This window comes from Mammaliicoccus sp. N-M50 (assembly GCF_022386995.1).
GTDB classification, from domain to species: Bacteria; Bacillota; Bacilli; order Staphylococcales; family Staphylococcaceae; genus Mammaliicoccus; species Mammaliicoccus sciuri_A.
Map to the genome: position 1 here is coordinate 1 of NZ_JAJNJA010000010.1, position 14,902 is coordinate 14,902.

At 35.3% G+C, this 14,902-nt stretch carries 13 protein-coding genes, 1 tRNA gene and 1 other RNA gene; 1 reads left to right on the top strand and 14 read right to left on the bottom strand.

Translation table 11 applies throughout. From position 1 onward, the window contains the following. Positions 1–285: 285 nt before the first annotated feature. From LQ622_RS13165 to treP, 9 genes are all read right to left on the bottom strand, one after another. Entirely contained in the window at positions 286–1,134 is an 849-nt protein-coding gene (locus tag LQ622_RS13165) for a patatin-like phospholipase family protein (protein ID WP_078354892.1), read from the bottom strand. Between the two features lie 81 nt (positions 1,135–1,215). Continuing rightward, a complete protein-coding gene (recR, locus tag LQ622_RS13170; protein ID WP_025906091.1) occupies positions 1,216–1,812 on the bottom strand; it encodes a recombination mediator RecR in 597 nt (198 codons plus the stop codon). A 2-nt stretch (positions 1,813–1,814) separates the two neighbouring features. After that, positions 1,815–2,135: a YbaB/EbfC family nucleoid-associated protein gene (locus LQ622_RS13175; RefSeq protein WP_025906093.1), complete on the bottom strand. Its 321-nt coding sequence runs from the start codon at positions 2,133–2,135 to the stop codon at positions 1,815–1,817. A 91-nt stretch (positions 2,136–2,226) separates the two neighbouring features. Next, a complete protein-coding gene (dnaX, locus tag LQ622_RS13180) occupies positions 2,227–3,918 on the bottom strand; it encodes a DNA polymerase III subunit gamma/tau (protein ID WP_204258843.1) in 1,692 nt (563 codons plus the stop codon). A gap of 69 nt (positions 3,919–3,987) precedes the next feature. Further along, positions 3,988–4,524, bottom strand: a complete 537-nt coding sequence (locus LQ622_RS13185; protein WP_239762926.1) for a GNAT family N-acetyltransferase — start codon at positions 4,522–4,524, stop codon at positions 3,988–3,990. A gap of 91 nt (positions 4,525–4,615) precedes the next feature. Next, positions 4,616–4,884: signal recognition particle sRNA large type (ffs, locus tag LQ622_RS13190), an RNA gene on the bottom strand. A gap of 54 nt (positions 4,885–4,938) precedes the next feature. Beyond that, positions 4,939–5,667: a trehalose operon repressor gene (gene treR, locus LQ622_RS13195; RefSeq protein ID WP_107576850.1), complete on the bottom strand. Its 729-nt coding sequence runs from the start codon at positions 5,665–5,667 to the stop codon at positions 4,939–4,941. A gap of 28 nt (positions 5,668–5,695) precedes the next feature. After that, complete coding sequence (gene treC / locus LQ622_RS13200; RefSeq protein WP_204188997.1) at positions 5,696–7,339, bottom strand: alpha,alpha-phosphotrehalase; 1,644 nt, start codon at positions 7,337–7,339, stop codon at positions 5,696–5,698. Between the two features lie 29 nt (positions 7,340–7,368). Beyond that, a complete protein-coding gene (gene treP / locus LQ622_RS13205) occupies positions 7,369–8,805 on the bottom strand; it encodes a PTS system trehalose-specific EIIBC component (RefSeq protein ID WP_239740232.1) in 1,437 nt (478 codons plus the stop codon). 119 nt (positions 8,806–8,924) lie between these two features. Between treP and LQ622_RS13210 the strand changes: the two genes are divergently transcribed. Next, on the top strand, positions 8,925–9,671 hold the full coding sequence (locus LQ622_RS13210; RefSeq protein WP_037590594.1) for a serine hydrolase: 747 nt from the start codon (positions 8,925–8,927) through the stop codon (positions 9,669–9,671). Here the strand turns inward: LQ622_RS13210 and LQ622_RS13215 are convergent. The 5 genes from LQ622_RS13215 to LQ622_RS13235 all read right to left on the bottom strand — a co-directional run bounded on the left by LQ622_RS13215 (position 9,660) and on the right by LQ622_RS13235 (position 14,888). Further along, complete coding sequence (locus LQ622_RS13215; protein WP_239775401.1) at positions 9,660–10,568, bottom strand: C40 family peptidase; 909 nt, start codon at positions 10,566–10,568, stop codon at positions 9,660–9,662. The genes LQ622_RS13210 and LQ622_RS13215 overlap by 12 nt on opposite strands. Next, positions 10,565–11,665 carry a dipeptide epimerase gene (locus LQ622_RS13220; RefSeq protein WP_159315717.1) on the bottom strand — a complete coding sequence of 367 codons (1,101 nt, stop codon included), beginning with the start codon at positions 11,663–11,665 and terminating at the stop codon, positions 10,565–10,567. The genes LQ622_RS13215 and LQ622_RS13220 overlap by 4 nt, the downstream gene beginning before the upstream one ends. A 12-nt stretch (positions 11,666–11,677) precedes the next feature. Continuing rightward, on the bottom strand, positions 11,678–12,601 hold the full coding sequence (locus tag LQ622_RS13225; RefSeq protein WP_232194051.1) for a S66 peptidase family protein: 924 nt from the start codon (positions 12,599–12,601) through the stop codon (positions 11,678–11,680). Between the two features lie 676 nt (positions 12,602–13,277). Further along, positions 13,278–13,370, bottom strand: a tRNA-Ser gene (locus LQ622_RS13230). Positions 13,371–13,430: 60 nt separating this feature from the next. Beyond that, positions 13,431–14,888, bottom strand: coding sequence for a glutamate synthase subunit beta (locus LQ622_RS13235; protein ID WP_037589376.1), 1,458 nt, complete (start codon positions 14,886–14,888; stop codon positions 13,431–13,433). Positions 14,889–14,902: the final 14 nt, after the last annotated feature.

Sequence of the window (14,902 nt, forward strand, 5' to 3'; positions counted from 1 at the left end):
AAGCTCATTTTTGATTGGTTAAGCCAATCACTCTGAAGTACTTTCAGTACTCAATTATTGGAATTAACGTTGACATATTGTCATTCAGTTTTCAATGTTCATTTTGTCTCACAAGAAACTATTATACACACTTCTTAATTCGAAGTCAACAACTTTTTAAAATTAATTTTCAAAGTGTTTTGATGTTTTATTTATCTCTCGCTCACAAGATATAACTATACACGCTAAATACCCTTTACTCAAGTATAAAAATTACACCAAAACACTCAATACTCTCAATTATACTTAATTCTCAACATATTCTTTTAGTTTTTCGTATATTTTTTCAGCATCTTTATATCCTTGTTTGTATAAAGCATCTAATTTTCTAGGATTTTTCTCGATTCTATCAACAGATAATGAATCAGAAGGTCTGATAACAAACAAATTACCTTTCTCTTCTTCCGCTTCTATCCATTCTAAAGTCTGATTATAATGTTTATATCTAATTGCCATTAAGTGATTTATTTTAGGATATGCTTTCAATCTGAATACTTTTGAAAATTTACTTTGTTTTTTGCGATAGCCTTTCGGTCTTGTCAAAATCAAAACATTTTTCTTATAGCCTTCTTCAATTGCTTTATCAATTGGAATAGGATTGACGATACCACCATCTAATAAAGTATGACCTTTATATTGAACTGGGTTGGCCATCATTGGTAAAGAACTTGTTGCCTCTAGAGCAGTCAATATAGAACCTTCTGTTTCTTTCTTATTGAAATAAACCGCTTCTCCTGTGTCACAGTCTGTCGTTACAACAACAAACTCTTCCTCTGCTTGATCAAACTTTTCAAAGTCAAAAGGTTCCAAGTAAGTTGGTATATGATGATACACAAAGTCCATACCAAATATCTCTTTATTTTTTACATAATTTGATAGCGAAATATAGCGCTTATCTTTAATGTATTTAGTTGTAACACGATGATTGCGTCTAAATTGTCGAGATATATAACTTGCAGCCATAGATGCGCCAGCAGAAACGCCAATATTATATTTAAAATACAAATCTTTCTTAATGAAGAAATCTAGCACACCTGCTGTGTACATACTTCTCATTCCGCCACCTTCTAATATTAATGCTGTGTCTTTTATCATAGTTACACTTCTTTCTATATTATTAGTTGAATGAAAGCGAGGCTGAGACATTCTTCATTGTCCCAGCCTCAATTATAATTATTAAATTTCTGTTCTTCCAGTTATAGCTTTCGAAAGTGTTACTTCATCAGCGTATTCCAAATCTCCACCTACTGGTAGACCATGTGCTAGTCTAGTTGTCTTAATGCCAATCGGTTTAACGAGTCTAGATATATACATTGCTGTTGATTCACCTTCTATATTAGGATTAGTCGCTAATATAATTTCTTCGATTTCATCATTCTTCAATCGTTCTAATAATGAAGGAATATTAATATCTTCAGGTCCAATACCTTCCATTGGAGATATCGCACCATGTAATACATGGTATAACCCTTTATATTCACGCATTTTTTCCATAGCTATGACATCTTTAGAATCTTGAACAACACACACAACTGAACGGTCTCTTTGTTTATCTTGGCATATATGACAAGGCGAAACATCCGTAATGTGTCCGCAAGTTTCACAATAAGTCAGTTCTCTCTTAACATCTACAAGAGATTTGGCAAAAAGTACAACGTCGTCTTCCTTCATATCTAATACGTGGAAAGCTAAACGTTGTGCAGTCTTCGGACCTATTCCCGGCAATTTCATAAAGCTATCGATGAGTTTAGATATTGGTTCTGGGTAGAACATCATTACATCATTCCAGGAATGTTTAGACCTTTTGTATGTTTACCTAAACGATCTGCTGTTACATCATCTGCTTTAGATAAAGCGTCATTTGTTGCTGCTAATACTAAATCTTGTAGCATTTCAATATCTTCAGGGTCTACTACATCTTCTTTAATGATAACGTCTAATACTTCTTTATGACCAGAAACAACAACTGTAACCATTCCGCCACCAGCTGTTCCTTCAATTCTTTCTTCTTTTAGCTTTTCTTGTTCCTCAGCCATTTTCTTTTGCATTTTTTGCATTTGTTTCATCATTTGTTGCATATTTCCGCCACCGCGCATAATTACGTCCTCCTAATTTCTAATTTATACATTTAAGGTTATTAATTTTTGTCATATTTATTATACATGCCTTTAGAGGCGATGTCATGTATTACTCATCCGTAACATGTACGGTATCTTCACCAAACAACTCTTGAGCTTTCTTTACAACATCCGCTTCTTCTGGTTTTTCTTCTTGCTCAACTTCACCTTGAGCCGTATTCGCTTTTTTAGATTGAATATACTGTTGACGAACTTGTAACCATTGTGAATTTGGTACGCCAACGACCTTTACATTCTTATTAACAATCTCACATACAATCGCTTCGATATGATTTCTTTTTTCATCATTCTTATTCACGATTTCACAATGAATATCTTCATCAAATTTCACAAGCACATGATCTTCACTTGCTGCAACAGGTTCCGAGTTTAAGAGCAGACTGACTAGCGCTCTTTGTTCTTTCTCTTTAACCGATTCTATCACTGCTTGCCATTTTTCTTTAAGTAAATTCAAATCATCACGATTAGCGTGGTCAAGCACACGTTCGATTTGTCGAATTGAGAAGACATGCTTAGATTGTTTACGAGCGATATTTTGTTTATTTTCAACTGGTTTAGCCTTTTGACTGACGCCGTTTTGAGCTAGTTGCTGAATCGTCGCTTCAAGCTGTTGGATTTTATCCATCACTTCACTAGAGCCAGCGTTTTGGTTTGAACTGACAGATGCTGTTTGTCCACTATTATTCTGATCAATTAATTCTGTTAACTTAACGATGAGTATTTCTATATGAACATTCTGGTTAATTGCAAATCTCATTGAAACTAATGTGTCGTTAATACAATCAATCATTTTGTACATTGTATTTAAGTCTACTTGATTCAGTGCGTGGTCGTCATCAACTTGTTCAGTAGTCTTAGCGACAATTGAATCTCTTATGAAATAAATCATATCATTTACAAGTCTATTCACTTCTTTACCAGCAGCTATAAATTCATGATATCTAGTAAAAGCTTGTTTAATATCTTTAGCCACCATGTCTTTAAACAAAGCATTTAAAGCCGCTTTATCTACACTACCCGTTACATTCAAAGCATGTTCAAGTGATAAATGACCATCTCCAAACGCGATTGCTTGGTCCATGATACTTAATGCATCTCGCATACCACCTTCTGAAACTTGAGCGATAAATGCCAAAGCTTCTTCTTCGTAGGTAATGTTCTGCTCATCTGCGACAAACGCGAGTCTACTTTCTATTTCACCAGAATGGATGGCTTTAAAATCAAATCTCTGACATCTAGATATAATAGTAGGTGGTATCTTGTGAGGTTCAGTAGTTGCGAGTATAAAAATAGCATGACTTGGTGGTTCTTCAAGTGTCTTTAAAAGTGCATTGAAAGCACCTGTTGTAAGCATGTGCACTTCATCAATAATATAGACTTTAAATTTAGATTCACTTGGTGCATATTTTACTTTATCTCTAATATTACGTATTTCATCTACACCGTTATTACTGGCAGCATCAATTTCAATGACATCTGAATTTGTTCCTTGTGTAATGCCTTTACAAATCGCACATTCATTACAAGGTTCCCCATTCGTATTCTCTGTACAGTTAATTGCTTTAGCGAAGATTTTAGCAATACTTGTCTTACCAGTTCCACGTGGGCCATTAAACAAGTAAGCATGTGATTGCTTTTCTTTTTGGATGGCGTTTCTTAATGTTTTTGTGACATGTTTTTGACCGACAACATCCGCAAATGATTGTGGTCTATACATTCGATACAAAGCCTGGTAGTTCAAAGTGGCACCTCCAAAATTTAATAAGATATTGGCTATATTATATCATGAATCAATAGGTACACCCTATTATTAATTATCAAAAGCTTCTGGGTAGTGAACAGTGCCTTTAATTTCTTTTGTTGGGTGATCCCATAAATATTTAAACATGAAATTTTCATCTGGCACTTCAAATGGTGGGTATATATTAAACTCTGAAGCTGCATGATAACCTAATTTATGATAATAAGCAGCATGACCTAGCACGACTACACCGACATAGCCATTTTCATAAGCTCTATATTCTAAAGCTTCTATTAAAGCTTTCCCTATTCCTTTGTTTTGATACTCTGGCAAAACGGAAACAGGTGCAAGCGCTAATACTGTATGCGTTTCTTCATCAGAACTAACGGTCACTTCTGACATCATAGCATGACCCAGAATTTTGCCTGATTCTGTCTTCGCTACAACTTCAAGTTCTGCATTATAATTCATTGATTTTCGTATTTTACCGATTAATTCGTGTTCTGTTCCATCAGAATAACGTTCATTTTCGAATGCTGATTTAACGACTTCTTTAGCTAATTCATATTCCGATTCTATAATCGTTCCAATTAGTAATTGCGTCATGTATAAAATATCCCCCTGATATTAGAAAAAGGGTGACCGCGGTCACCCTTTTGAATTTATATATAATTTGATAAGTTTATAAAATTTAAAACCGTGCACCTTTGCTTTGAACAAACATCACAAGCGTTACCTCAGTCGTTAGCTAAACTTCGGCTACCCTACGGCACATACAATGATCCACTTAATGCTGCTTCCTTCCGGACCTGACATGATTCATGGGTTTGTATTGCATAGGACCGACGTCTTCAGACACCACGTGCTGAGGGCAGACCTCACAATAATATGTCCGCGGCAAAGGAATTCAGTCTTGCATAAGCGGATTTCAAGTACAGGGAACCGCTACCTCCCCACTTAGCACGGCAATATATATACTACAACAAAATGTTACGATTTGGCAAGAAAAAACTACTTCAATCAAAGTGTTTTATGAATCACCCTGCGAGAAAAATCTACAAACTTGAATTCCGTCGCGATATGCCTTGAAATATTATATTGAAATTTTTCTGCATTATTAAGATACACAGTACCTCTAACCGTTGCTGTATAAGGCGGGTTCAACTTTCCAAAATATAATATTTCATTCTCAGTCATCTCTTCAAATGTAATAGACTTATTCGAGTAACTGATTTCTACATTCATTTCTTGTTCAATAAATTTATAGATAGATTCAGCTGCAACTTCTTTAGTGAGTTGAGGAATAACCTGACATATAAAGTAATCCTCATCCATTATACGCACAGCGTCATCTTTTGTTCTTGTTCTAATGACATGCCACAACTTATCTTGATCTCTTAATTCAAGAGCATGTTGAACGACAGGAACGTCTTTAGCATCTATGACCTCAAGTAATTCAACTTTAGTTTCATAATCAAGTCCTAAACGTTTATTAATTTCTTGAAAACTCACCATTTCCGATATTGGAAATTGAATAACATCTTCATATATAACGACAGACCCTTTGCCTCTTAACTTTTGAATATAACCTTTTTCTTGCAATAAATTTAAAGCTTTCCTTACAGTCTCTCTAGAAGTTGAATATATCTTTGTTAATTCATTTTCTGAAGGTAGTTGCTGTAAATGAGCATATTCACCATTTAAAATTTTTTCACAAATAGATTGGTAGATTTTCATATACTTGTTCATGCGTTCACCTCTATACCTTCAACATCAATTAGTCACCACTTACTTTTACGACAAAAGCATCGAATGGTTGCAAAGCGTTACCATTTAAATCATTATTTGCAATCATGATTTCACCCTCTAAATCGATATCTTCTGGGATATCAACGATTTGATCAGAGTAGTTTGCAACAACTAACCAAGTTTCATTATTTAAATGTCTCTTGTAAACGAACAGCTCTGGATGCTCCATATGAAGTGGTTCAACTTCTCCATACGTTATCACATCGTGTTCATGACGTAATTGTATTAACTTTTGATACGTATAGAAAATAGAATTTTTATCTTCCAATGCCGCTTCAACATTAATATGCTTATAATTTTCCGGGATACCAATCCATGGTTCTCCAGTTGTAAAGCCTGCCTCAGCATGCGCATTCCATTGAATAGGCGTTCTAGAATTATCTCTAGATTTCTGACCTATTACTTTCATAATCATTTGTTCATCCATACCGCGTTCTTTCAATAATTTGTATGCATTAAGCGATTCGACATCTTTATATTGATCAATATCCGTGAAACCTGGATCTGTCATGCCAATTTCTTCACCTTGATAAATATATGGCGTACCTTGAAGCATGTGTAATGATATCGCGAGCATCTTAGCAGATTTAACTCTTTCTGCTTCTGTATCATCTTTACCGAATCTCGTTACGACTCTAGGTTGATCATGGTTACACCAGAAAATAGCATTCCATCCGTTACCTTTTGCGATGTTCACTTGCCAATCCATCAATATACGTTTCAGCTCAAGAAAATCAAATTTCATATCTGACCACTTTTCACCATCTTTATAATCTACTTTTAAATGATGAAAATTAAATACACTACTTAACTCATGACGTTCTGGATTTGTATATTTAATACAATTATCAATCGTTGTTGATGACATTTCTCCAACCGTCATAATATCTTTATTGCCAAATGTTTGTTTGTTCAACTCTTGTAAATACTCATGGACTTTTGGTCCATCTGTATAAAATTCTTTACCGATTGCTGTTGAATTTTCGAAAGCACCTTTGGAAATTAAGTTAATGACATCAAATCTGAAACCATCTACGCCGAAATCAATCCAATAATTAATCATTTCATATATTTCAGCCTTTAAATTGTCATTCTCCCAATTTAAATCAGCTTGAGAAACATCAAATAATCTTAAATAATAACTTTCTGTTTGTTCATCATAAGTCCAAGCGTTACCACCGAACTTAGACTCCCAGTTCGTTGGCGGCTCTTCTTTAGTGCCTTCTTTCCAAATATAATAATCACGATACGGATTATCTTTAGACTTGCGAGATTCTACAAACCAGTGATGTGATGTCGAAGTGTGATTAATCACAATATCGAGCATCACTTTAATACCTAAACTGTGCGCTTCATCTAGTAATGTTTTGACGTCTTCCTTTGTACCAAAATCAGGATTAATTTGATAATAATCACTAATATCGTATCCATTATCGTTCATTGGTGATTGATAAATTGGCGTTAACCAAATGTAATCTACACCTAACGTTTGTAAATAAGGTAATTTTTCTATAATACCTGGTATATCACCTTGTCCATTTCCAGTCGTATCATTGAATGACTTTGGATAAATTTGATAAACAACGGACTTCTTCCAATCTGAAACTGCCATATAGGTATACTCCTTTATTTATATATATATTATTCTTGAACCATTTCTTTAGCTTTTTCATTAGCAAAGTTTGAAAGCACAATCGTTAGTATAGCTGGTAACACTACCGCAATCAATGTCGCAATACCGAACACACCCCAATATTCTCTTTCAATAGAAATAATTGCAGGAACGCCACCTACACCAACTTTACCGATAACACCTGCAGCTCCTATAAACGCGCCTAGTATACTAGACGAAATAATTGCTGCAAAGAACGGATATTTCAATGGTAAGTTGACACCGAACATTGCTGGTTCAGTTACACCTAAGAATGCTGAAATACCAGATGTAGCCGCTAAACCTTGTTCTTTAATCATCTTACGTTGTTTATATACTACCCAAGCGCCGAATGCTGCTGAACCTTGACAAATATTAGATATTGCCACGATTGGCCATAAGTACGTGCCGCCTAAAGGACTTCCTATGAGTTGGAAATCTACTGCTAAGAACATATGATGTAATCCTGTAATAACAAGTGGTGCATAGAATAATCCATACACTGCGCCACCTAACCAGCCAGCACTTTCGAAAATTGCTTTAATACCGTTCGTAATTAACGTACCTAACTCTAACGCTAATGGACCAATAACGATAAATGCTAAAAATCCAGTAATTAATAACGCTACAGGACCTACTACGAGCATTTTGATAGAATCATGTACACGTTTAGCTAAGAATTTCTCAATAATAGATAATACCCATGTTGCAAATAATATCGGTAATACTTGACCTTGATAGTTTAATTGCTTAATTTCTAAACCAAATATGTGCCATACAGGAATTTCACTCGATTTGCCGCCACCTAAATCATACTGAGAAGCAAGCTGCGGATGTAACAAGATTAAACCTAATACTAAACCTAGAATTGGGCTACCACCAAATACACGCATAGCTGACCAACCAATTAAAGCCGGCAAGAAGATAAATGCGGTACTTGCGATAACGTTAATGATGTTTGCAAAGTCAGCAAGCCATGCATATTGTTGAACAAGTGACTTAGCACCAAATAATTTTTCTGCTGTTAATACATTGTTTAAACCTAATAGTAAACCTGCTGTTACGATTGCAGGTAAGATTGGAATGAATACATCACCCAACAATTTAATTAAACGTTGAAATGGATTCATCTTCTGTTCAGAAGCTTTCTTCACGTCATCTTTCGAACTTTCTTCAACACCTGTTTCTTGTTGAAAAATTTTATACGCCTCATCAACAGTTCCCGGTCCAATTACGATTTGAAATTGGTTGTTTGCTGAGAAGGACCCCTTCACTAAATCTATTTGATCTAATGCATCTTTATTAACTTTACTTTCATCATTTAATACAAGTCTTAACCGTGTGACACAGTGGGTTGCGGCATTTACATTGTCTTGCCCACCAATAGCATCAATAATCTGCTTTACATCTTCTCTATTCACAGCCATTAAACTCACTCCCCTAACTTTATTTAGTTGAATTATAACTTGTATATACAAGTATGTAAAGGCTTACAATTAATATTATATAAATAATGTAGTATGATTGTGTAAAGGAGGTTTTTCATATGTCTTTTTTAACACATGAATATATCGATCATGACAACGTTGCACTCGATTTTGCAAAAGGAGATTCCATCATTTTCACAAACCATCATCACGAAAAAATATTTGAATCAGCAAGTTTAATTAAATTGCCTATTATGATTTATATTTATGAAAGCACGACTCAAGAAGATAGAAAAGCACTCGTTCAAATCAATGATAAAGTTGGCGGCAGTGGTGTTCTAAAAAATATGGATATCGATCAACTGAGCATTCAAGATTTAATCTACTTAATGATCGTTGTTTCAGACAATACGGCAACGAATACATTAATCGATCATTTCGGACTTCAACATATTAACTTATTTATTCAAGAAACATTGCAATGTGAACAAACGCAGTTAAATCGTTATATGATGGATGCAGAAGCAATAAGTGAAGGGAAACAGAATACAACGTCTTCTCAAGATATGATTCATATACTACGCTTTATTGCAGAGCATAAACATCATCAAGACATGATGAACATCATGAATGACCAACATTTAAACGATAAAGTTTCAATCTATCGATCATTTTACGAAGATACACTTAATTTCCACTCTAAGACAGGGGAGTACGACAACGTTGTCAATGATGTAGGTATTATCCAACATGAAGGCGAGTTATATTATTATTGTTTCTTATCCAACACAAATAAACCCAAAAAGGCGATCGATTTCTCTCACCAATTTGGGTCATATATTATTCAATCTATATTAGATATTTGATAAACGTGCAGCTTTAGCTAATATCTTTTGATAATAACTACCTGATAACTTAATGATTTCGATACTTTTCGGTGTATGTGGTGCATGAATCATCATGTCTTCTCCCATGTATATACCAACATGTGATAAAAAGCCTTTATCTTCTGGTTTACTGAAGAACAGTAAATCACCTGGCAAAAAGTCATGTGATGCTATTGAAATATCCGTCATTGCTTCATATTGTTCATCAGCATCTCGGGGGATGTGGAAGTTTTGACTTTTGTACATTTGGAAACATAATCCCGAACAATCATAACCATAACTAGACATCCCTCCCCATAAATAAGGTAAGTCTAAAAAGCGCTTCGCATTTTCAATGACACCTGTCATCGTGCCAATTTCGAATGCACCAGATTCATCACTGAATTCTACATCATTCGCACTAATAAGACCCTTGCCTTCAGGTGTATCAACTTCAATAAAAGGCTCATCTTGCTTAATAATAGGTAAAATCGTATTAAATGACAGAATTTGTTTCGTAGTAAAATCTAAATTAAACAATGTCGTCTTAGGTACATTAACACGAAGGCGTGGATGTGTATCGTACGCCTTCATCTCACCTAATTGACTCGTCGGAATAAACCCTGGATATCCCTTTGGATTCTGTTTAGACGGTTGCTCTAAACAGATAACGTAACTCCAGCCATCTTGTTCTTCTACGACTTCTACTTTTTCGCCATAAAGAATTTGCGTATCTATTCTACTATCTTCCGTAAAAGATAATTTCTGTTCTAAATTAAGTTCAAGTAACCAACGTTGAATATCTGCTGGATACATGATACCGTCTCTATCAATTTCTCTAGCTTTATCAAAGCTTCTCCATATTGTCCCGACATTTACTCTGCAATATTTAATCATGAGCTCACCTTCTTATATAAAGATTCACGATCTATTCCTAACCCTGTACCTTCTGAAACGGTTACTTTAGCACCTTCATAAGTAATACCACCATCAACTTGTCGCTCAACTACCATTAAAGGTGCATCAAAATCAACACGATTCACTTGTTCTGCTGCCAAACTAAAATGCAAAGCTGCCGTTACAGATACATGTGTTTCCATCATACATCCAACCATGCAAGGTATCGCTTCACCTTTAGCAATATCATGTATTTTTAAAGCTTGATGAATACCACCAGTCTTCATCAGTTTAATATTCCATATATTTGTCGCACCAACTTCTACAAGTCTCTCGGCATCATGTATACTAAATAATCCTTCATCTACCATTAAAGGTATTTTGAATGCTTGAGATAACTCACCTAGTACCTTATACTCATATCTTCCAACAGGTTGTTCAATACTTTCAATATTCAAATCTGCTTCATCAAAATGTTTCAATGCATGACGCGCACCTTTTTCATCCCATGCTTGGTTTGCATCCGCACTTAAAATAACCTCACTTGGCAAAGAAGATCGTAATGCTTGTAATCTATTTAAATCTGTAGAGACATCATCTTTACCCACTTTTATTTTCAAATGGTTAAAGCCATCTTCTACATATCGCAAACCATCTTCTACCATTTCGTCAGCATCATTTAGACTCACGGTATAACACGTTTCTAACGATTTATTTCCCGGGTTATGCTTGATATATTGATATAAAGGCAATTCTGCTTCTTGAGCTAATAAGTCATAAAGTGCGATATCTATTGCAGCTTTAGCACTTGTATTACCTACGATGACTTGATGAATTTCATCTAGTAAGTCTTTCGTTAATGGTCGATTAATTAATAGTGGCTTAAAGACTTCTTCAATCGCAGCTTCTATACCACCTTTTGTATCACCGGTAATAACATATGTAGGTACAGCTTCACCAACACCTATAACATCTTCATAATTCGTTTCAATAAATACATATATACTTTCAATAACCTCTACTGTTCTCAGTGCTGTTTTAAAAGGTTTCTTCAAAGGTGTTTCATATCTATAGTATTTTATATCTGTTATAAACATATAACTTCCCCTTTATTCTATAATTACACCTGACGCAATATTTAATATTTTATTGTCCACATCTAATGTAGCTTCTGTTCCAAACGGTATCGCAAAATGTGGTGTGCAATGCCCAATATTCAAATCATATGCTGCTGGTTTATTTAATGGCGTTACAAAATCATCTAACACTTCTTTCATCGTTAAAGATTTTTCCGGATTTTTAGGCTCGCTATCTGTGAATGGTCCGAAAATAAATCCAGAAGCATCATCTAACTTGCCAGCAGATTTAAGTTGTTGTAAAAATCCATCTACCTTATAAGGCACTTCACCAATATCTTCTATAAATAAAATTTTATCTTTAGTGTCGATTTCATATGGTGTGCCTAAACTTGAAACAAGTAAAGATAAACAACCACCAACAATTTCTCCTTCAACGTGACCACCAACTAGCGATTTAAACGTTAATTGATCTGTAGGATAAGACACAGCTTCACCATTAAATAACTGCTCAAAGCTCCCAATAGAAATTTCATTATAAGTATCGCCTATATCAGATGCGATCATAGGACCTTGAAACGTCACCAATCCCGTTTGTTGTCTAATAGCATTATGTAAACATGTTATATCACTATATCCCCATATAATTTTAGGGTGTGCTTTTACAAGATTATAATCAATACGTTCTACAATTCTAGGTGTACCATAACCACCGCAAGCACATATAATACCTTTCACTTCATCATCTTCTAACATGTCATGCAAACTATCTAATCGTTCATCATCCGTTCCCGCTAAATGACCATGAATGCGGTCTATATTTTTCGCTAGTTTAAACCGAATACCATATTTCTCTTCTAAAAGTTTCAACCCGTTCTTTAAATGCTTTTGGTTCGGCGGACTCGCTAATGCTACAACACCCACCACATCCCCTCTATTTAATCCCTTTGCTTTCATTAAGACACGACCTTTTATCAGAATATTCTTATATTATAGCAAAGTTGTTATCCATTTGTGAAAACAAAAGAAATTGTCACAAACGCATGAGTATATGAGGTTGGACATATGCGCGAGTTAGGTTGGATTTAGGTTGGAGTTAGGTTGGATCCCGGTCCGAGTATCTGTCATTATTCTGAATTGTGGTAATTAGAATTGGCTAACTTCCATTATTTCGAATTCTGGTAGTTAGAATGCTGTAACTTCCATTATTTCGAATTCTGGTAATTAGAACGCTGTAACTTCCATTATTCTGAATTCTGGTAATTAGAATCCGCTTACTTCCATTATTTCGAATTCTGGTAGTTAGAACTCGTATCCTTAGAGACATTTCTCGGAATTATGTCCCTAACGACACCTCTTAGAGACATTTCTCGGAATTCTGTCCCTAACGACACCTCTTATGGACATTTCTCGGAATTCTGTCCCTAACGACACTTCTTACGGACATTTCTCAGAATTCTGTCCCTAACAGCACCCCTTATATCTATATCCCCTATATTTCCACCCTACAACTCAATCTCCACTCCGCGCCCAATTCCACATCCAACTATTATATTTTTTCACAACAAAAAAACACTGCCCACAAAAGTGGACAGTGTTCTTTATATATATAGTCTTGGATATTTTAAAATAATGGCGGAGGAAGAGGGATTCGAACCCCCGCGAGCCGTTAAGCCCCTGTCGGTTTTCAAGACCGATCCCTTCAGCCGGACTTGGGTATTCCTCCAAATAAGACATTATTTATCTTATAACATGCCATTACTGATGTCAACAAAAATCACAAAATTTAAATTGTAATTTTTTTCTTTAAGGATTCATCTACAGCTTTTGCAACTGCACGACCTTCTTTTATTGCCCAAACGACTAAACTTTGACCTTTTCTTGCATCTCCAGCTACAAATACTTTATCTTGATTTGTTCTGAAATCTTTTTCATTTGCTACGATTTTGTTTCGTTCAGTCTTTAAGTTGAATGAATGTGGTACTAAATGTTCTGTACCTTCAAAACCGATTGATAATAGGACTAAATCTGCTGGCCAATGACGTTCTGTACCTTCGACAATCACCATGCCGTCTTCAGTTTCTTCTAACACTTGCGTATAAAGACCGCGAATATTACCATTTTCATCAACATCGTAACGCATAGTTTGAATACCATATGCTCTTGGTTCGAATCCGAATTTTTCACGATATTCTTTATGCGCATAGTCTAACTTGAAAATTGGCATTGGTAATGGCCATGCTGTATTTTGTTCCATTTTATCTGTTAGTCTTACATATTTATTAAATTGAACGACTGATTTACAGTCATCTCTTAATGCTGTTGCTACGCAGTCAGCACCTGTATCACCCGCACCGATTACAATCACATTTTTACCTTTTGCTGTTATAGTTGGTTCGTCAATTTCTCCCATTTGTAATTGTGTTTGCTCTGTTAAATATTCCATCGCAAAATGTATACCGAAGCTCATACGTCCTTCCAATGGTAAGTCTCGTCCTTTTTGTGAGCCTGTACAAACAATAATTGCATCATACTGTTCATCTAGTTCCTCTTTCGTGATGTCTTTCCCCACATTAACATCTGTTTTAAAGACGATACCCGCTTCTTCCATTAATTTCACACGACGTTCGATAACCTCTTTATCTAATTTCATACTTGGTATGCCGTACATAAGCAAACCACCTGGACGATGGTTACGCTCATATACAGTCACATTATAGCCAAGTAAATTTAATTCTTCTGCAGCTGTTAAGCCTGCTGGACCACTACCGATAATGGCTACTTTTTCTTCTAAGCGCTGCTCAGGAAACTTAGGTTTCACAAGTCCCATATCATACGCTTCATCTATTATTGTACGCTCTATCCCTTTGATAGCGACTGAATCATTATTAATCGCTAAGACACATGAAGATTCACATGGTGCTGGACATACACGACCTGTAAATTCAGGAAAGTTATTTGTTTCTGATAATCTTGCATATGCTTCTTCATAATCTTTGCGATACACTAAGTCGTTCCACTCTGGTATATAGTTACCTATTGGACAACCTATTGTATCTCTACCGAATGATGAGCCTGTTTGACAAAATGGTGTTCCGCAATCCATACAACGCGCACCTTGTGTAGCTGCATCTTCTTTAGTAAAACGTTGTTGGAATGCGTCATATCCTTTAATTCTATCTTTTAACGGCAACTCATCAAGTTGTTGCTTAGGATACTTCATAAAACCTTTAAATTCACCCATAATATGCCCTCCTT